Raw genomic sequence first — 17,766 nt, forward strand, 5'->3', positions numbered from 1 at the left:
CATGCCCCCCGTCTTCGCCCACGGCCGTCTGCGGCTGTACCTGCTGAAGCTGCTCGACGAGGCGCCCCGCCACGGCTACGAGGTGATCCGCCTCCTGGAGGAGCGCTTCCAGGGCCTGTACGCCCCGTCCGCGGGCACGGTCTACCCGAGGCTCGCCAAGCTGGAGGCCGAGGGCCTGGTGCGGCACACCTCCGAGGGCGGCCGCAAGGTCTACTCGATCACCGACGCGGGCCGCGCGGAGCTGGCGGCGCGCAGCGGCGAGCTGGCCGACCTGGAGCAGGAGATCCGCGAGTCGGTGTCCGAGCTGGCCGCCGAGATCCGCGACGACGTACGGGGCGCGGCGGGCCGGCTGCGCAGCGAGATGCGTGCGGCGGCGAGCGAGACGCGCCGTACGGCGGACCGGCCGGGCGGCGGCCAGGACTGGGAGGCGTGGCGCACCGCGAAGGAGGAGCTGCGGCGGGCCAAGCAGGAGTGGCGGGAGCAGGCCCGGCGCGCCAAGGACGAGTCGCGCCGCGCCCGCGAAGAGGCACAGAACGCCCGCCGCCAGGCGAAGGAGGCCCAGGAGCGGGCCCAGCAGGAGATGCGCCGGGTCGCCCAGCAGGTCCAGGAGCACCTGGCGCAGGGCGACTGGCCCGCGGGGGTGCGGGAGGGGCTCGCCGATCTGACCGGGCGGCTGGGCGGCCTGGGCGGCCTCTTCGGCGCGGGCGCTCCCGGCTCCTCGCCGGGCACGTCGCCGGGCCCCTGGCCGTCGGCCGACGAGCCCGGCCCTGAGCACACCCCGGACTGGGCGCGGGACACCGGCACCAGCGGCGACCCCGCCCGCGACCTGGAACGCCTGCTGGACCGCTTCCGCGACGACGTGCGGGACGCCGCCCGCGACCATGGCGTCACGGCCGCGCAGCTGGCCGAGGCGCGCCACCACCTGGCCACGGCGGCGACCCGCCTCACGTCCCTGCTCCGCCCCGCCGACGAGGACTGAGGGGCCCGGGGGCCATCACGCGCGGGCGCCGCGCGGCCGCCCGAAGCCGGGGGACGCCGCCGGCCACCGGAAGCCAGGGGGGCGCCGTGCGGGGCCGTCAGCGCGGGGTGACGCGCAGGGTGACCGTCGCGCCCGGCACCGCCCGTACCGTCACCCGCGTCGCCCGCCCGCCCGGCGCCACCTCCGTCCGGTCGGGACGGGCCCGCCCCTCCGCCCGCACGCGCCAGCCGCGCGCGGACGGCGGGAGGGACAGCTCGGTGACGCCGGGGCGGGCTGTGTACGTGACCCGGTACGCGTCCGCCGCGTGGGCCTCGTCGCGTACCGCGCCCGCCACCGCCGGGGCGTACGGCGCGGCCGTCTGCCCCTTGTTCGTACGGAACCGGCCCTCGGCGTCCAGCGCGCAGTACCCGCCGCCGTAGCACCACACGTACCCCGCCCAGCCGGAGCTGTAGCGGTTCAGCGAGGCGAGCGCGTCGCGGTAGAAGCGGCCCATGTTCGGCAGGGAGTTGTTCAGCGGGCCCCACTCCCCCACGACGACCGGCGTCTTGTACCGCTTCGGGTACTCCACGACCGCCGTCTCGTACGCCTCGATCCACCCGGCCGCCGGGTCGTAGTCGGCGCCCGCCTCCATCGCCGTGTTGTAGAAGTGCGGCGCGTACACGACCTTCGGGTCGTCGATCCGGCCGAGCCCGGTCGGCACGCCCTCGCCGACGATGGGCGTCGGCTCCACGAACAGCCAGTTGTCCCGGTCCACGGCCCGTACGGCCGCCGCGAGCCGACGGTACATGGGCGTCAGCTGCTCGGTCTCGATGCGGCGGGCGGCGGCCGCCAGGTCCTCACCTTCGCGCAGTTCGCCCATCGGCTCGTTGATCAGGTCGTACCCGAGGACGGCCGGGTGGTCCGCGAACCGGCCGGCCAGGACCCGCCACATCGCGGCCTGGGCGCGGCGCAGGTCCTCGTCCTCGTAGAGGTGGGTGAAGGCCCGCTGGACGGCCGGTTCGAAGTACTCGGAGAACCAGTCGTCGGGGTGCGGGGTGAACGGCAGCCCGTCGGTGCGGGTCGCCCACTCCGGTACGCCCCGGTGGCCGAAGGCCGGGCCGAAGACGTCCTGGTGGGCGTCGATGACGACCTGGACGCGGTGCTTGTGCGCCCAGCCGAGGACCCGCTCGATCCTGCGCAGGTACGCCTCGCTGTACCGGCCGCGCACCGGCTCCAGGTCGTCCCAGAAGACCAGGAGGCGCGCGAAGCCGAAGCCGTGGGCGGCCAGGTCGCGGAAGTGGCGCTCGGTGACGGCGGACAGGGCGGCGTCGCCCCGGTTCGCCTTGTCCTCGACGTTCCAGCCGCGCAGGGTGAGGACGCGCCCGCGGTCGTCGGTGAGCGCGGGGATGCCGTCACCGGCGGCGACGGCGTCCCGGGGTTCCGGTTCCGGGGGCGTCGCCCCGGCCGCCGGGCTGGCCCCGGCGAGCAGGGCGGCGAGGGTGGCGGCGCAGACGGTGGTACGCGTGGGGGTACGCATGGTGGACCTCCGGCAGGCGTGACGTGACGCTCGTACGCGACGCGATGCCGGAGATCCCACCCCAGAACCGACGAACCCTCAAGTACCCGTACGGGAAAGCCCGTCGGGACCGTACTTCAGGAACCGGGGTTCACGGACTGCGGGAAGCGGGCGCCGGTCAGGAACCGGGCGTCAGCACGACCTTCCCGAACAGGTCGCCCGACTCCATCTTGGCGAAGCCCTCCCGCGCCCGCTCCAGCGGCAGCACCTCGTCGATGACGGGCCGGACACCGGTGGCGGCGCAGAAGGCGAGGAGGTCCTCCAGCTCGTCCTTGGACCCCATGGTGGAGCCGACGACCTTCAGCTCCAGGAAGAAGATCCGGGTCAGCTCTGCGTGCGAGGGCCGGTCGCCGCTGGTCGCGCCGGAGATGACCAGCGTGCCGCCGGGCTTCAGCGACTTGACCGAGTGGGACCAGGTGGCGGCGCCGACCGTCTCGATGACGGCGTCCACGCGCTGCGGCAGCCGCGCGCCCGGCTCGAACGCGTCCACGGCGCCCAGATCGACGGCCCGCTTCCGCTTCGCCTCGTCGCGGCTGGTGGCGTAGACCCGCAGGCCCGCCGCCTTGCCCAGCACGATCGCGGCGGTCGCGACACCGCCGCCCGCGCCCTGCACGAGCACGGAGTCGCCGGGGCGGACCCCGGCGTTGGTGAACAGCATGCGGTACGCGGTGAGCCAGGCGGTCGGGAGGCAGGCGGCCTCCTCGAAGCTCAGCTCCTTCGGCTTGGGCAGCACGTTCCAGGCGGGCACGGCGACCCGCTCGGCGAACGTGCCCTGGTAGCGCTCGGTCAGGATGGATCGGGGCTCACGGGGCCCGACGCCGTGGCCGGTCTGGCCGATGACGGAGTGGATGACGACCTCGTTGCCGTCCTCGTCGAGGCCGGCGGCGTCACAGCCGAGGATCATCGGCAGCTTGTCCTCGGGCAGGCCGACCCCGCGCAGGGACCACAGGTCGTGGTGGTTGAGGGAGGCGGCCTTGACGGTGACGGTGGTCCAGCCCGGCCGTACCTCGGGCTCCGGGCGGTCACCCAGCTCAAGGCCGTTGAGGGGCTGATCGCGGTCGATACGTGCGGCATAGGCAGCGAACATGGCCCTGAGACTAGGCGTGTCGGGTCACCGGAAGGAACCACACCCCCATGTGACGCGCGTCCCTCCCCCGCCGCCCAGGCCCCCCGGAGCGGCCCTCAGGGGCCGTACGGTGCCGTCCCCGCACCCCGCACACCCCCGCGGCCCGCCGCCAAGGACCGAGCCAGTCCTCCGCCCGGCGGGCGACCGTCACGGTCGCGGGCACGGGCCATGCTGACGAGGACGGCGGCCTGTGGTACTTCGAGGCCGTACCCGACGGCGGTGAGTTGATCGTCAAGCAAGCCGAGCTGACTCCGAGCGGCCGACTCCACCGGTACGGCTGGAAGCACCTGGAGGACGAGCACGGATTCCTCACGGACCAGGCGATCGACCCTGCGAAGATCCACTGGAGGCCATCCCGGCCGAGGAGTTCCACCGGGTGTGGACTCGCTGAGCTGGCTGGACACCCGCTTCAGGAGAGAGGCTGGGCAATCTGGTGGCTGAGCTGCGACTTCGCCGGCCGAGGCAGCAGGCGAATACTAAACCGCCGGACACTGGTGCTGCCCATGGCTGACCCCTGGATCCGACACGATTGTGGCACGGACTTCGCTCGTCAACTGTCGTTCGTTCCGGGGCGAGGATCGGCCGCTCGGATGCAGTCATTGAGGGCGGCAAAGGACACTGGCGGACCGGCCACCGCGCGAACGGTGCTCAGGCTGACGCTGTCCGAGTCCAGGGCAGCGACTGCTGGGCGGGGGAGTACGTAGAACTCCCACTGGGCCGTGTCGAGTGGGTTGTAGACAGCGTGTTCACGGGAGGTCTGGACGGCGAACACGTAGACGTCGGCGTTGTACGACTTTGCCTCCGAGTAGCCGCCCTCGGATGACCACGTGCAAGCCCGGAGCCCACTGAAGCGGATCTGAGAGTGCGTGCGCTGCTCCCAGGCTTGCAGATAGGCGCCGGCCTTGACCTCGATGCGCAGTCCGTCGTCAGTCTCGACATCGTGGCTTGCCCACTCCACCCGCGGCTCGCTGGAGCCGACCGCCTGGTGGATCAGGAATTCGGCGAACAGACCACGTGTGTTGTTCATACGGAGGTCCGGCATGGCGAACCGCCAGAAGTCGACCACGGTTGCGTCCGGGACGCCGACGACTGACTCGTCCCCGCGGAGCGGGGGTATGGGTCGCGGGCTTAAAGGTTGACGAGCAGACTGCTCCATAGTCGCAGTCTGTCAGGTCGGTGAGGCTTGGATGCAGAGGCACGTGCCTAGCACGACTTCGGACACAAGCCCTTCCTGAGCTGGCCCTTCTCGCTGTGCCCCGGCGGGATTCGAACCTACGACACCCGCTTTAGGAAAGCGGTGCTGTGGCCGCCCCACGCGTCCGCAGGTATGACGGCGGCGGTACGGCGGTACCGGCGGGCCGACAGCCCCGGCCGCCGCTCGAGGGGTCCCGCATGCCGAAGGGCCGTGCTCCTTCCCCCGCACGGGGAGGGAGCGCGGCCCTTCAGGCTCATGTCAGCGCGGGGCCGGGGCCCGCGGGGTGCGGGCGCCCGGCTCGCACGCTCAGCGGCGGGCGACGCCCTCCGCGCGGGCGGCCGCCGCGACGGCCGCGGTGACCGCCGGGGCCACGCGCTCGTCGAACGGCGACGGGATCACGTAGTCGGCGGCGAGGTCGTCGCCGACCACGTCCGCCAGCGCGTTGGCCGCCGCGATCTTCATGCCCTCGGTGATGCGGGACGCCCGCACCTGGAGGGCGCCCGCGAAGATCCCGGGGAAGGCCAGCACGTTGTTGATCTGGTTCGGGAAGTCCGACCGGCCGGTGGCCACGACCGCCGCGTACTTGTGGGCGATCTCCGGGTGGACCTCCGGGTTCGGGTTGGCCATGGCGAACACGAACGAGTTCGGCGCCATCGACGCGACCGCCGGCTCCGGCACCGTACCGCCGGAGACGCCGATGAAGACGTCCGCGCCGGCGAGGGCCGACTCCAGCGAGCCGGACAGGCCCGCCTTGTTGGTGAGCTCGGCGAGCTCCCGCTTGACCGGCGTCAGGTCCTCCCGGTCCCGGCTGACGATGCCCTTGCGGTCGGCGACCGCCACATCGCCGAGACCGGCCTCCAGCAGGAACTTCGCGATCGCCACACCAGCCGCGCCCGCGCCGGAGATCACGGCGCGCAGGTCGCCGAGACCGCGACCGGTGAGCCTGGCCGCGTTGCGCAGGGCCGCCAGGGTGACGATGGCCGTGCCGTGCTGGTCGTCGTGGAAGACCGGGATGTCGAGGCGCTCCTGGAGCTTCCGCTCGATCTCGAAGCAGCGCGGCGCCGAGATGTCCTCCAGGTTGACCCCGCCGAAGGAGGGGGCGAGCCGGACGACGGTCTCGACGATCTCGTCGGCGTCGGTCGTGGCGAGCGCGATGGGCACCGCGTCCACGCCGCCGAACTGCTTGAAGAGGATGGCCTTGCCCTCCATCACGGGGAGGGAGGCCTCGGGCCCGATGTCGCCGAGGCCCAGGACGGCGGTGCCGTCCGTGACGACGGCGACGACCTGGGACTTCCAGGTGTAGTCGTGGACGAGTTCGGGACGCTCGGCGATGGCGCTGCACACTTTCGCCACGCCGGGCGTGTACGCGAGGGACAGGTCGTCCTTGTCGCGGACCGGGACGGTGGCCTGCACGGCCATCTTGCCGCCCCGGTGGAGGGCGAATGCCGGATCGAAGGGTTCGTCCGAAGCGCCGCGCGTACCGCCGTCGGTATCGCTGTCGCTACGAGGGTTGACGATCTCCGCTGCCATTGGGTTGACCCCTTAATTCTTCATGGTCTGAGGGTGGCCACTCCTGGTTGAGGAGGGGTAGGCGGGCACCGCGTCCGTGCCACGCGGCAGGCGGTTGGCCCGCCCCCGCGGGGACTGGTACGAACGCGCGGGCGCGCCGCACAACGCGCCCTGAGCCCCGGATGAGGGGTGTAAGGATCCTTCTTACCTGACGGAGGGCCCGCCAGACGAGTCGGATTCGCCGCGAGAACCGTCACCCGTGCCGACAGCCGCCCGACGGGCCCGCAGGCCCAGGGCCTGTAAGGGGCGTCCAACCGGCCAGTAGGTGACACGGGGCTGTCCCCTGGAGGTCGCCGAGCCGTCCCGCAGGGACGCCGACCGGGCCCGCAGAAGCCGCCGGGCCACCCCGCAGGGGCAGCCGGCCACCCCGCAAGCGCGCCGAGCCGGTCCCGTACGGGTGCCTGGTCCAGTCCCGTAAAGGCCGCGCAGCCATCCCGTAAGGGCGGTCGAACCGATCCCCCGTACGGGTCGCGGACCCCGTTCCGTACGAGCCACCGGCCCCGGGTCCCGTACAAGCCGATCCGGCCCCGTACGAGTCGCGGAAGCGTCCCCCGCCGGTGCCCCGCGGGGCGGCCTCCGGAGTCGCCCGGCCATCGGGCGAAACGGTCCACCGCGCCCGGTGACCGCGGGATCACGTATCCGGCCATACGGCCCAGAGCGCCCCGGGGTCCGGTGACATGACTCATAGGCGAATGTCTGGACAAGTCCTCTCCGGCGCCGGATTGCCACCCCAATCCCGTCCGGATGGCGAGATCGGCAGGAGACTTTCCGGCGCGTCTCCGATGTGTCCGCAGAAGGTCCGGCCATGGTGGGCCGGGCTGTTGAGGTTCAGGGGTCACCCGTTACCCGATTTTGACATGCTGGGCCCCTTGTTAGAGGTGGTCCGAATGGCAAGATGCCGTAATCACACGAGGTCGCGACACCCGAAGGTGCGTGCCCGACCCCTTGGCATTCCTTTCACCCTCCGGAGGAACCCGACCATGACCGCAAGCACCACCCACCGCCCGACCGTCGCGAAGCCCCGGACGCCGCGGGCGTCCCGGACCGTCGCGGTCGCGGCCACCGCGGTCGCCGGCGCCATGCTGCTCACCGCGTGTGGCGACCAGACGCAGAACGGCGCCTCCGAGAAGGAGACCAAGGGCTCGGCGGTCGCCTCCGCCCCGCTGGCCGACAAGCTGCCGAAGGACATCCGCGACAAGGGCGTCATCAAGGTCGGCTCGGACATCGCGTACGCCCCTGTCGAGTTCAAGGACAAGGACGGCAAGACGGTCGGCATCGACCCCGACCTGGCCGACGCGATGGGCAAGCAGCTCGGCGTGAAGTTCCAGTTCGAGAACGGCACCTTCGACACCCTGATCACCGGTCTGCGCGCCAAGCGGTACGACATCGCGATGTCCGCCATGACGGACACGAAGGACCGCCAGGAGGGCATCGACTCGGAGACGAAGAAGAAGGTCGGCGAGGGCGTCGACTTCGTCGACTACTTCAACGCCGGTGTCTCCATCTACACCAAGAAGGGCGACGACAAGGGCATCAAGTCCTGGTCGGACCTCTGCGGCAAGAAGATCGTCGTCCAGCGCGGCACGGTCTCGGAGGACCTCGCCAAGTCCGAGTCGAAGAAGTGCACCGACGGCAAGAAGCCGGCCATCACGATCGAGGCCTTCGACACCGACCAGCAGGCCCAGACCCGCCTGCGCGCGGGCGGCGCCGACGCCGGCTCCTCCGACTTCCCGGTCGCCGCGTACACCGTGAAGACCTCCGGCGGCGGCAACGACTTCCAGATCGTCGGCGAGCAGGTCGAGGCCGCCCCGTACGGCATCGCCGTCGCCAAGAACAACACGCAGCTGCGCGACGCGATCAAGGCCGCCCTGGACGCGATCATCGCCAACGGCGAGTACAAGAAGGTCCTCGACAAGTGGGGCGTCGCCCAGGGCGCCGTGACCGAGGCCAAGATCAACGGCGGTTCCTGATCCCCGGCCGGGCACCGACAGGCCACTGAGAGGCACCACCACTGTGACAACTGACATCGAGAAGAAGGGCCCGGACGGCGCCGTCCCGCCGTCCGGCCCCGAAGCGATCAAGGCGATCCCGGTCCGCCACTTCGGCCGGTACATCAGCGCCGTCGTCGCCATCGCGGCCTTCGCCGCGATCGTCTACGCGTTCGCGCAGGGCAACATCAACTGGGACGCGATCCCCGGCTACTTCTTCGACGACCGGATCATCGAGGGCGTCGGCCAGACGCTGCTCCTGACCATCCTGTCGATGGCCATCGGCATCGTCGGCGGCATCCTGCTGGCCGTCATGCGGCTGTCGAAGAACCCGGTCACCTCGTCGATCGCCTGGTTCTACATCTGGTTCTTCCGGGGCACCCCGGTCCTGGTCCAGCTGTTCGTCTGGTTCAACCTGGGGCTGGTCTTCGAGTACATCAACCTCGGCCCGTTCTACAAGGACGAGTGGTCCGACTTCATGACGCCGTTCCTCACGGCGCTCCTGGGTCTGGGCCTGAACGAGGCCGCGTACATGGCGGAGATCTGCCGCGCGGGTCTCCTCGCGGTGGACGAGGGCCAGACCGAGGCCGCCCACGCGCTGGGCATGAGCCACGGCAAGACGCTGCGCCGCATCGTGATCCCGCAGGCCATGCGCGTCATCGTGCCCCCCACGGGCAACGAGGTCATCAACATGCTGAAGACGACCTCGCTGGTGGCGGCGGTGCAGTACTACGAACTGCTGCGCAACGCGCAGGACATCGGGCAGACCTCCGGCGCCCCGGTGGAGATGCTGTTCCTGGCGGCCACCTGGTACCTGATCATGACCTCGGTCCTCAGCGTCGGCCAGTACTACCTGGAGCGGTACTACGCGCGCGGCAGCTCCCGCTCGCTTCCGGCCACCCCGTGGCAGAAGGTGAAGACGCACCTGATGTCGTTCTCGAGCCGGCAGGGAGGCAAGGCATGACCGCGAACGCCATGGTGAAGGCCGAGGGCGTCCACAAGTCCTACGGCGCCGCGCACATCCTGAAGGGCATCGACCTGGAGGTCGCGCCGGGCGAGGTCTTCTGCCTCATCGGCCCGTCCGGCTCCGGCAAGTCGACGTTCCTGCGCTGCATCAACCACCTGGAGAAGGTCAACGCCGGGCGGCTGTACGTAGACGGCGAGCTGGTCGGCTACCGCCAGAAGGGCGACAAGCTGTACGAGCTCAAGGACAGTGAGGTCGCGCTGAAGCGGCGGGACATCGGCATGGTGTTCCAGCGCTTCAACCTGTTCCCGCACATGACGGCCGTCGAGAACGTCATGGAGGCACCGGTCCAGGTCAAGGGCGAGTCCAAGGCGGTGGCCCGCGAGCGGGCGCTGAAGCTGCTGGACCGGGTCGGCCTCGGCGACCGCGCCGGCCACTACCCGTCGCAGCTGTCGGGCGGCCAGCAGCAGCGCGTGGCGATCGCCCGCGCGCTGGCCATGGAGCCGAAGCTGATGCTGTTCGACGAGCCCACGTCGGCGCTCGACCCGGAGCTGGTCGGTGACGTCCTGGACGTCATGCGGGACCTCGCCGAGTCGGGCATGACGATGGTCGTCGTCACGCACGAGATGGGCTTCGCGCGCGAGGTCGGCGACTCGCTGGTGTTCATGGACGGCGGTGTGGTGGTCGAGTCCGGCAACCCGCGCGACGTCCTGACCAACCCGCAGCACGACCGGACGAAGGCGTTCCTGTCGAAGGTGCTGTAGCGGCCGCGTGAACCCCCGAGGGGCGCCGCCCACCAGGTCCGTCCTGGCGGGCGGCGCCCCTCACCCGGGTCCGCGACACGGCGCCGCTCCCGCCCGGGGACCACGACACGGTGGCCGCCGCCGCCCGGGTCCGTGACGCGGTCGGCGCCCCGCAGGAGTCCGCGGCGCGGCGAATTTCCCTGCGCGGCGCCACGCCGGAGTGTTCCACGCACGGTTCTCGCCCGCTTTCGCACGTCGGATTTCCGCACGATTTCGTACGGCGGCTTTCCGCCCGGACTCTTTTGCGGGCCCGTTTCGCACCGGGACAGCGGCGTGCCGGAGAACGCGTCACGCGGCCGTACCGGCTGCCCCGGAATGCCGCCGGTACGGCAGGCGTCCTGGGTCGATGGGACGACCGGCACCCCTCATGGCCTGGTCGGAGAGGTGCACGGGGAGCACAGCGGCGGCGGCCGGAATCCCGAATACGAACCCCGGTTCCGGGACCCGCCCGCGGCAACACGCACCACCCGCTTTCCCTTTCCCTCTCCCCCGCCATATCCGCCTCCGCGGAAATTTCCCGCCACGAAGGTTGTGCATCACAATCGTAATGGCCAGATGGGCGACAAACCCCTTACGCTGGAGTTGTCTCCCGATGGACCCCTCAGACCAAGGACCTTCACGTGGAACTGGCCTACTACTCGGATTACGCCGTACGTCTGGTGAACACCGAGGAACCGGCGCGCGGCAAGGACGCGCTCACGTCCGTCGAGGCGGTCCGGGACCTTTTCGGCGAGATGTCGCAGATGGCCCGGCGGGTGACCGACGCCGACGTGACCCGCTTCCGTACGGTACGGGCGCGGCTGCGGGCGGTCTTCACCTCCGCCGACGAGGACGACCAGGGGCGGGCGGTGGACCTGCTGAACTCGCTGCTGCTGGAGTTCCCGGTCAGCCCGCAGATCTCCGGCCACGACGTGCTGGACGAGGAGGGCCGCCCCCGCTGGCACATGCACCTCGCCGAGCACCCGTCGAACGCGACCGCCGGGTACGCCGCGATCGCCGCCATGGGCCTGGCGTTCCACCTGACGGAGTTCGGCGCGGACCGGCTGGGCCTGTGCCAGGCGGCCCCGTGCCGCAACGCGTACCTGGACACCTCGACCAACCGCTCCCGCCGCTACTGCTCCGACCGCTGTGCCACCCGCGCGAACGTCGCCGCCTACCGGGCCCGCAAGCGCCTGGAGACCGAGCGGTCGGCGAGCACGGGCCGTACGGCCGAGAGCAGCCACGCCACCACGACGCCCACGGACCGCTGACGCCCGGGCCGGATGCCCCGGTACCGCGCCCGGACCTGGCCCAGTACCAGCTCGGCGGGCACCGTCCCGAAGGAGCGGCTGTCCACCGCCTCGGCGGCCTGGTTGTCGCCGAGCACCCACCAGCCGCCGTCGCGCCGCTCCACCAGCCGCTTGACGATCAGCAGGTCCTGCTGGAGCGGATGCCGCAGCACGGCCACGGCCCCGGGCCGCGGCGGCGCCCCGTAGTGCACCAGGAGCCGGTCGCCGTGGTGCAGCGTGGGCACCATGGACGGCCCCGTCACCTCCGCGACCCCGAAGGGCAGCAAGGGCCCGCGCCCTCGTTCCGTCATCAGCGTCCACCACCCGCCGGGCTGTCCACCTGTGATTCCTCCACTAGCCCCATGATCGCCCCGGACTTTTGTCCTAAGCCGCAGGGGGCACTCGCGAAAACCGGTCTCCCACCGAGTAATGTCCCACCTGAGAAGACGATCACGAGGAAGGACAGCTGCATGCTCTCCCGCCTGTTTGCCCCGAAGGTGAAGGTCAGCGCCCACTGCGACCTGCCGTGCGGTGTCTACGACCCTGCCCAGGCCCGCATCGAGGCCGAGTCGGTCAAGGCCGTCCAGGAGAAGATGGCCGCGAACGACGACCCGCACTTCCAGGCCCGCGCCACGGTCATCAAGGAGCAGCGCGCCGAGCTGGCGAAGCACCACGTCTCCGTGCTGTGGAGCGACTACTTCAAGGCCCCGCACTTCGAGAAGTACCCGGAGCTGCACCAGCTGGTCAACGACACCCTGAAGGCCCTCTCGGCCGCCAAGGCGTCCACGGACCCGAAGACCGGTGAGAAGGCCCTGGAGCTGATCGCCGAGATCGACCGCATCTTCTGGGAGACCAAGAAGGCCTGAGCCACGCCCCGCGGCACCTTCGAGGAGCCGCAGGTCAACAGGCACGGGTGAAGGCCCGGCCGTCCGTGACGGCCGGGCCTTCGCGCGTCCTCATGACCGTCTGGGAGACGCAGAAGCGCTCCCAGTGGGAACTCCTCGCTCGGGACCCGTCCTTGGCCTCTGCGGGAATACCCGCCACCACCGCGCGTACGTCGAGGGGACCGCCCTCCCGCTCCAGGTCACCGTCCGCGAACGCCCGCCGCGCCGCCCGGTACGCCGGGCCGTCCTGCCACGGCCTCACGCGAACCCCGGGCGCCGCTCACGGCGCGAGCGCGGCGGCCGCGCGGGCCAGGCGGTCGGCGGGGAGCGCGAAGGGGTTGGCGGGGTTCCGGAAGGAGCAGGCGCCGTCGTTGACGGGGAAACCGGCCCCGGCCGTCGTCCAGTTCGCGACGCCCGGAGCCCCTTGCTCCTCCAGCAGCGCGGCGGCGAGGCGCTCGGGGTCCTCCACGCCGGTACGGGCCCGCAGCGCGGCCGCCAGGCGGTCGACGGCGTCGTCGGGCACCTCCGCGTCACCGGACGCGGGCAGCGGGAGCAGCAGACGGGCGTGCGGATCGTCGGTGCTCGGGCCGGGACAGACCCGGCCCCATGAAGTGCCCGTCGTCCCGGGCGAGCAGCTCGGCCTGATCCCGGTCGGGGTGGTGGAGGAGGTAGTCGATGCCCATGTCGTCCGCGAGCGTGCGGTAGACGACGTGGAGGCGGTGCTCGTCGGCGAGGGGAACGGTGAAGGAGGGCCAGTCGGCCCGGGTCCACAGGCCGTCCTGGAAGTCGCCGGCCGCGTCGTGGTCCGCGCCCCACAGCAGCTCCCCCGTCTCGTCGCTGTGGACGCACGAGGAGAGGTGCCCCAGCCAGAACAGGGGCTCCTCCAGGAGTCCGGGCCGGTGGGTGAGGGGGCCGCCGCCGCACCCCGGCAGCCGGGCGGGATGCGGGACCGCGCTGTCCGTCACGGGGACATCCTGCCGCCCGGGCTCCGCGCCCTGTGGGGCCGGGCGATGCGCGGCCGGTTGCGAGGCGGGGTCAACCCCGACTTTCGTCGGGGGGTGGGGGTGCTGATCGGGGGAGGTCCGGGGGCCTGGGCGGTTTCTACGTTCGGGGCATGGACAAGGGATCTTGGAAGCGGAGTCGGGCGGCTCGGGTGGCCGGGGGCGGGGGTGCCCTGGGGGTCGGTGGGGGTGTCTTCCTGTGGCTCTCGCCCGGCGGACTGGGTGACGCGGCGCCGACGGTGGTGACCGAGGGGGCCTCCGTCGAGGTGTACCGGGCGCTCACCGGGGCGGTCGCCGACGGGCCCTGGTGGCTCGGCGGGGTGCTGGAGGTGGCCACCGAGGGGACGCTCGTGGTGCTCGGGGTGCTGCTGGTCGCCGTGTGGTGGGTGGCGCTGCGGGCCGGGGACGTGCGGCGGGTCGCCGGGACGGTGCTGGCCGGGGCCGGGACCGTCGCCGCGTACGGGATGAGCGAGGCCGCCAAGCTCGTCGTGGACGAGCAGCGGCCCTGCCGGGCGCTCGGAGCGTCTGCCGTACGGGCGGTCGCCCAGTGCCCCGAGCCGGGTGACTGGTCGTTCCCGAGCAACCACGCGACCCTCGCCGCCGCGCTGGCCGTGGGCCTCGCCCTCGTACGGCCCCGCCTCGCCCCGCTGACGCTCGCCGTCGCGGTGGCCGCCGCGCTGCTGCGGGTCCTGGTGGGCGTGCACTATCCGCACGACGTGGCGGCGGGCGCCGTCCTGGGCGCGGCCGTCGTGGCGGCCGTGCTGCTGCTCGCCGGGCCGCCCGCGCGCCACGTCACCGCGCGGGTCCTCGCCTCGCCCCCGGTGTCACGGGCGCTCCGGCGGGGCCGCCACGAGGCCCGCCTCGTGCGCGACGACCGCGGCGGCGGCCCGGTTCTCGACGCCCAGGCGCGACAGGATCGAACTGACGTGGGCCTTCACGGTGCCCTCCACGACGTGCAGCCGGCGGGCGATCCGGCCGTTGGACAGGCCCGTGCCGATCAGCGCCAGCACGTCCCGCTCGCGTGGGGTGAGCGCCCCGACCCGTTCTCGGGCGGTACCGCGCCGGGCGGCCCGGTCACCGGCCCCGGTCGAGGCGAGGTACGCGACGACCCGCGCGGCTACCCTCGGTGACAGGTACGCGGCGCCCTCCGCCACCGCCCGCACCCCGGCGATCAGCTCCTCCGGCTCCCCGGACTTGATCAGGAACCCGGCCGCGCCCCCGCCGAGGGCCCGCAGGATGTACTCGTCCTCGCCGAACGTCGTCAGGACGACCACCCCGGTGCCGGGCGCCGCCCGCCGGATCTCGCCCGCCGCGCGGATGCCGTCCATGCCGGGCATGCGGATGTCCAGCACGGCCACGTCCGGACGGTGACGGAGCGTCAGTTCCACGGCGTCGCGTCCGTCGCCCGCCTCGGCCACCACCTCGATGCCGGGGTCGGTGGCCAGCACGGCGCGCACACCGGCCCGGACCATCGGCTCGTCGTCCGCGATCAGCGTCCGGATCACCGCGCACCCCCGCTCACGAGCCGACCAGGTCGCGGGACCACAGCGTCCCGTCGCGGAAGCAGAGCCGGTACGCGTCGCCCGACCGGTCGTCGAAACGGTCGGCCGTGACGGCGTAGTACTCGCACCTGATGCCCTCTCCCTCCGGCTCCGGTACCGCAGGCCTGCTCACCAGCTGGCGCTCCGGCAGCACCCGCGCCACCTCCGCCCGATCCTGCCCGACCCGCAGCCGCTCGTAGGCGGCGGGTTCCAGGACGGCCTGGTTCGCGGTGACCGCCTCCCAGCCGATCAGGGCGGTCGTCAGCACCGCGCCCGTCGCCAGCGGCACCAGCGCCAGCGCCGCCAGCGCCCGCCCCACCCGCCGCCGCGCCCAGCGGTGCTCCTGCGGAAGCCCGGGGCGTTCCCCTACGGGGGCGGGGCGCGGCTGCCCTACGCTTCCTGGGCGCGGGCCCGGCTCCCCTACGGGGGCGGAGCCCATATCCCCTACGGGGGCGGCGTCTTCCCCTACGGGCTCCCGGTGGGCGCCCGTAGGGGTGTGCGGGAGCTCCGCGGTGACCGTGAAGCCGCCGTCCCCCGGGCCGTACCGGAGCGTTCCGCCCGCCAGCCGTACGCGCTCGTCCAGCCCGATCAGCCCGTGCCCGCCGCCCGAGGGCGCGCCGGGCCGGTCGCCGGTCGGCGGGCCGTTCTCCACCCGTACCGCCGTCCGGCCGTCGCCGTGGACGAGCCGTACGGCCACGGGGGCGCCCGGGGCGTGCTTGGCGGCGTTCGTGAGCGCCTCCTGCACCACGCGGTGCGCCGCGCGCCCCACGGCGGTCGGCAGGCCCTCCCCCGGCGGCACCCCCTCGACGCCCAGCTCCACCGCGAGCCCCGACGCGGCCGCCGACGCGACCAGCCCCGCGAGCCCCGCGTCCGGGGCGTCGCCGCCCGGTGGGGGCTCCGGCGCGGCGCCCTCCTCCCGCAGCAGGCCGACCACCTCCCCGAGCCGTTCCACGGCGGCGCCCGCCCGCGCGCGGATGTCCCGGGCGGTGGCCCGGTGCTCGTCGGCGAGGCCCGGCGCCAGCTGGAGTGCCCCTGCGGACAGCGCGATCAGGCTCAGGTCGTGGCCCAGCAGGTCGTGCATGTCCTGGGCGATACGGGCCCGTTCGCGGAGCCTGGCCTGCTCGGCGACGAGCCGCTGCTCCCGCTGCAGATGCGCGGCCCGCTCCCAGCCGGCCCGCACCAGCTCCCGGTACTGCCACCAGAACCGCCCCGCGAACCACGGCAGCATCCCGGCCATCACCACCACGCCCACGAGGAACGTGGCGTGCACGAACCACGACGGCACCAGCAGCACCGCCAGCGCCCCCGCGACGACCACGCCGCCCAGCACGCCCGCGCCCGGCCATGTCGCTCCGGGCCGCCGACCGGCCAGGAACGCGGCCGCCGCCGTCGGCAGCGCCCACCAGTCGCTCAGTACGCTCAGCCCCGCCCCGGCGACCGCCGCCGCCAGCGGCGCACCCGTCGTCCAGGCGGCGGGGACCCTCGCCGCTGTGTTCTCCATGTGGTGACCGTACGCAGGTCACGGGTGGTCAGGACACTGCCGAAAGTCCACCTTCCGGCAGCCAGTCGCGGCCCGGTTCGTACTCCAGCCGGCGCCGGGCCCGGCCGGTGCGGTCGAACACGTCGAGCGGCCGCGGTCCGGGCGTCCCTTCCGGGCAGCCGCGCCGGACGAGCGACCGGGCGTAGAGCGGGACCGGGTCGGTGAGCGGGAGGAAACGCAGCCGCCGCGCTGGCCGCGGCCGCCCCCGAACGCCACACTGCTGTCCGTCCCGCACGGCGTCCACCTGGTGGGCAACAGCCGCCCCGACTGGCTCGCGCCGACCACCGACTGGCTGACCACCCGCCTCCTCTCGACCCCATGCCCCCGCCCCCTCACCCCGCGCGCAGCAAGGGGCTGTCGTGGCGGAGGAGCCAGTGGCGGTACGCGGTGGTGCGCAGGGCGGCCTCGCGGTAGGCGGCGGCCAGTTCCGCGTAGGCCGCCTCGTGCAGCGGTCCGCCGTCCGGGCGGTGGTAGAGCAGGAGCCGTACCGCGAGCGGGTCGTCGCGCAGTGGGCGTATCGCCATGTCGTCGCGCGGGCCCGACGTGGGCTGGCAGGGTGCGACGGCCTCGCCGACGGCGATCAGCGACGCGGCCGTGTGGTAGTCGGCGTGCAGGACCGGCGGGTCGATCCCGGCGGCGCCGAGGACCCGCCGCAGCCCGTCCCACTCGCCGTCGACGGTCGGATCGACCATCCACCGGTCCTCCGCCAGGTCGGCGACGTCCACCACGGGCGCGGAGGCCGCCGGGTGGTCGCGGGCCATGGAGATGAACTGCGGCTCCCGGTCCACCAGGACGCGCCGCTCCAGCCCGTCGGGGACGCGCAGCGGGCAGCCCTCCACCTCGTGGACGAACGCCACGTCGAGCTGCCCAGCCGCGAGGGCGCGGAGCAGGGCGCCCGCGGACACGTCCATGTGGAGGGTGATGTCCGTGCCGGGCAGCCGCTGCCGTAACCGCCGCAGCCATCCGGCGAGGGCGCGGCTCGCGGTGGAGCCGATGCGGAGCCGGGCGCCGTCCGCGCGGGCGGCGGCTGCGCGGGTCTCGCTGACCAGCAGGGCCAGTTGGGCGACGAGGGGACGGGCGCGGCTGAGGACGTCCCGGCCGAGCGGGGTGGGGCGGCAGCCGGTGCGTTCACGGGTGAACAGCTCGGCTCCGAGGGCGTTCTCGATGCGCCGCAGCTGGGTCGTGAGCGACGGCTGGCTCATCCCGAGGGCGCGGGCGGCCTTGTGCAGGCTGCCCGTGTCGGCGATGGCGCACAGCGCCCGCAGATGCCTCACCTCCAGCTCCATGCCTCGAGCGTAGGACGGGCCCCGCGCACCGCACCAGACGCCGTGAGCGGCGGAATTCCCTGCATTT

17 protein-coding genes, 1 tRNA gene and 1 pseudogene are annotated in these 17,766 nt (G+C 72.9%); 7 read left to right on the forward strand and 12 right to left on the reverse strand.

From position 1 onward, the window contains the following. Position 1 precedes the first annotated feature (1 nt). A complete protein-coding gene (locus J116_RS08110; RefSeq protein ID WP_023586596.1) occupies positions 2–979 on the forward strand; it encodes a PadR family transcriptional regulator in 978 nt (325 codons plus the stop codon). A gap of 97 nt (positions 980–1,076) precedes the next feature. Here J116_RS08110 and J116_RS08115 read toward each other — a convergent pair whose 3' ends face one another. The 5 genes from J116_RS08115 to J116_RS08130 form a co-directional block, all read right to left on the reverse strand. Further along, on the reverse strand, positions 1,077–2,495 hold the full coding sequence (locus tag J116_RS08115; protein WP_023586597.1) for a glycoside hydrolase family 5 protein: 1,419 nt from the start codon (positions 2,493–2,495) through the stop codon (positions 1,077–1,079). A 157-nt stretch (positions 2,496–2,652) separates the two neighbouring features. After that, positions 2,653–3,621, reverse strand: a complete 969-nt coding sequence (locus J116_RS08120) for a zinc-binding dehydrogenase (protein ID WP_023586598.1) — start codon at positions 3,619–3,621, stop codon at positions 2,653–2,655. 589 nt (positions 3,622–4,210) lie between these two features. Beyond that, complete coding sequence (locus tag J116_RS08125; RefSeq protein WP_051203444.1) at positions 4,211–4,726, reverse strand: hypothetical protein; 516 nt, start codon at positions 4,724–4,726, stop codon at positions 4,211–4,213. Positions 4,727–4,911: 185 nt separating this feature from the next. Next, positions 4,912–4,978, reverse strand: a tRNA-Arg gene (locus J116_RS29785). 183 nt (positions 4,979–5,161) lie between these two features. Beyond that, positions 5,162–6,385, reverse strand: coding sequence for an NAD(P)-dependent malic enzyme (locus J116_RS08130; protein ID WP_023586600.1), 1,224 nt, complete (start codon positions 6,383–6,385; stop codon positions 5,162–5,164). Positions 6,386–7,404: 1,019 nt separating this feature from the next. On the opposite strand from J116_RS08130, the gene J116_RS08135 reads away from it, so the two are divergent. From J116_RS08135 to J116_RS08150, 4 genes are all read left to right on the forward strand, one after another. After that, the gene (locus J116_RS08135; protein ID WP_023586601.1) at positions 7,405–8,394 is read left to right on the forward strand and encodes an ABC transporter substrate-binding protein; all 990 of its coding nucleotides are present in this window, start codon (positions 7,405–7,407) and stop codon (positions 8,392–8,394) included. 43 nt (positions 8,395–8,437) lie between these two features. After that, positions 8,438–9,376 (forward strand): amino acid ABC transporter permease, encoded by a 939-nt coding sequence (locus tag J116_RS08140; RefSeq protein WP_023586602.1) that lies wholly within the window; start codon positions 8,438–8,440, stop codon positions 9,374–9,376. Then, positions 9,373–10,140 carry an amino acid ABC transporter ATP-binding protein gene (locus J116_RS08145; RefSeq protein ID WP_023586603.1) on the forward strand — a complete coding sequence of 256 codons (768 nt, stop codon included), beginning with the start codon at positions 9,373–9,375 and terminating at the stop codon, positions 10,138–10,140. Before J116_RS08140 ends, J116_RS08145 begins: the two co-directional genes overlap by 4 nt. Before the next feature lie 659 nt (positions 10,141–10,799). Further along, on the forward strand, positions 10,800–11,429 hold the full coding sequence (locus J116_RS08150; RefSeq protein WP_023586604.1) for a CGNR zinc finger domain-containing protein: 630 nt from the start codon (positions 10,800–10,802) through the stop codon (positions 11,427–11,429). On the opposite strand, the gene sodX is transcribed toward J116_RS08150, so the two are convergent. Next, positions 11,333–11,758 (reverse strand): nickel-type superoxide dismutase maturation protease, encoded by a 426-nt coding sequence (sodX, locus tag J116_RS28405; protein ID WP_079147685.1) that lies wholly within the window; start codon positions 11,756–11,758, stop codon positions 11,333–11,335. The two genes, J116_RS08150 and sodX, sit on opposite strands and share 97 nt — an antisense overlap. A gap of 159 nt (positions 11,759–11,917) precedes the next feature. Here sodX and sodN point away from each other — a divergent pair, with 159 nt between their 5' ends. Next, positions 11,918–12,313 carry a superoxide dismutase, Ni gene (gene sodN / locus J116_RS08155; protein ID WP_023586605.1) on the forward strand — a complete coding sequence of 132 codons (396 nt, stop codon included), beginning with the start codon at positions 11,918–11,920 and terminating at the stop codon, positions 12,311–12,313. A gap of 34 nt (positions 12,314–12,347) precedes the next feature. Here sodN and J116_RS08160 read toward each other — a convergent pair whose 3' ends face one another. Genes J116_RS08160 through J116_RS30840 form a run of 3 tightly spaced genes read right to left on the reverse strand, consistent with a single transcriptional unit; the run spans position 12,348 to position 13,296 of the window. After that, entirely contained in the window at positions 12,348–12,593 is a 246-nt protein-coding gene (locus tag J116_RS08160; RefSeq protein WP_023586606.1) for a hypothetical protein, read from the reverse strand. 18 nt (positions 12,594–12,611) lie between these two features. Then, positions 12,612–12,854: a hypothetical protein gene (locus J116_RS30835; protein WP_069818291.1), complete on the reverse strand. Its 243-nt coding sequence runs from the start codon at positions 12,852–12,854 to the stop codon at positions 12,612–12,614. A 7-nt stretch (positions 12,855–12,861) separates the two neighbouring features. Beyond that, a complete protein-coding gene (locus tag J116_RS30840; protein ID WP_069818292.1) occupies positions 12,862–13,296 on the reverse strand; it encodes a hypothetical protein in 435 nt (144 codons plus the stop codon). 500 nt (positions 13,297–13,796) lie between these two features. Between J116_RS30840 and J116_RS31590 the strand changes: the two are divergent. Then, positions 13,797–14,039, forward strand: a pseudogene (locus J116_RS31590) (phosphatase PAP2 family protein); the annotation flags it as partial. 117 nt (positions 14,040–14,156) lie between these two features. Here J116_RS31590 and J116_RS30850 read toward each other — a convergent pair. The 3 genes from J116_RS30850 to J116_RS08185 form a co-directional block, all read right to left on the reverse strand. Then, positions 14,157–14,804, reverse strand: coding sequence for a response regulator transcription factor (locus J116_RS30850; RefSeq protein WP_317135533.1), 648 nt, complete (start codon positions 14,802–14,804; stop codon positions 14,157–14,159). A 46-nt stretch (positions 14,805–14,850) separates the two neighbouring features. Continuing rightward, a complete protein-coding gene (locus tag J116_RS08180; protein ID WP_023586609.1) occupies positions 14,851–16,374 on the reverse strand; it encodes a sensor histidine kinase in 1,524 nt (507 codons plus the stop codon). A 371-nt stretch (positions 16,375–16,745) separates the two neighbouring features. Continuing rightward, positions 16,746–17,699: a LysR family transcriptional regulator gene (locus J116_RS08185; protein ID WP_023586610.1), complete on the reverse strand. Its 954-nt coding sequence runs from the start codon at positions 17,697–17,699 to the stop codon at positions 16,746–16,748. Between the last annotated feature and the right edge of the window lie 67 nt (positions 17,700–17,766).

This window comes from Streptomyces thermolilacinus SPC6 (assembly GCF_000478605.2).
Lineage (GTDB): Bacteria > Actinomycetota > Actinomycetes > Streptomycetales > Streptomycetaceae > Streptomyces > Streptomyces thermolilacinus.

Bases quoted from the DNA above. Each gene is read 5' to 3' on its own strand.
- sodN (WP_023586605.1), top strand. From the start codon at position 11,918: ATGCTCTCCCGCCTGTTTGCCCCGAAGGTGAAGGTCAGCGCCCACTGC.
- sodX (WP_079147685.1), bottom strand. From the start codon at position 11,758: ATGACGGAACGAGGGCGCGGGCCCTTGCTGCCCTTCGGGGTCGCGGAG.
- J116_RS08180 (WP_023586609.1), bottom strand. From the start codon at position 16,374: ATGGAGAACACAGCGGCGAGGGTCCCCGCCGCCTGGACGACGGGTGCG.
- J116_RS30850 (WP_317135533.1), bottom strand. From the start codon at position 14,804: ATGGTCCGGGCCGGTGTGCGCGCCGTGCTGGCCACCGACCCCGGCATC.
- J116_RS08145 (WP_023586603.1), top strand. From the start codon at position 9,373: ATGACCGCGAACGCCATGGTGAAGGCCGAGGGCGTCCACAAGTCCTAC.
- J116_RS08120 (WP_023586598.1), bottom strand. From the start codon at position 3,621: ATGTTCGCTGCCTATGCCGCACGTATCGACCGCGATCAGCCCCTCAAC.
- J116_RS08115 (WP_023586597.1), bottom strand. From the start codon at position 2,495: ATGCGTACCCCCACGCGTACCACCGTCTGCGCCGCCACCCTCGCCGCC.
- J116_RS08130 (WP_023586600.1), bottom strand. From the start codon at position 6,385: ATGGCAGCGGAGATCGTCAACCCTCGTAGCGACAGCGATACCGACGGC.
- J116_RS08110 (WP_023586596.1), top strand. From the start codon at position 2: ATGCCCCCCGTCTTCGCCCACGGCCGTCTGCGGCTGTACCTGCTGAAG.
- J116_RS08185 (WP_023586610.1), bottom strand. From the start codon at position 17,699: ATGGAGCTGGAGGTGAGGCATCTGCGGGCGCTGTGCGCCATCGCCGAC.
- J116_RS08135 (WP_023586601.1), top strand. From the start codon at position 7,405: ATGACCGCAAGCACCACCCACCGCCCGACCGTCGCGAAGCCCCGGACG.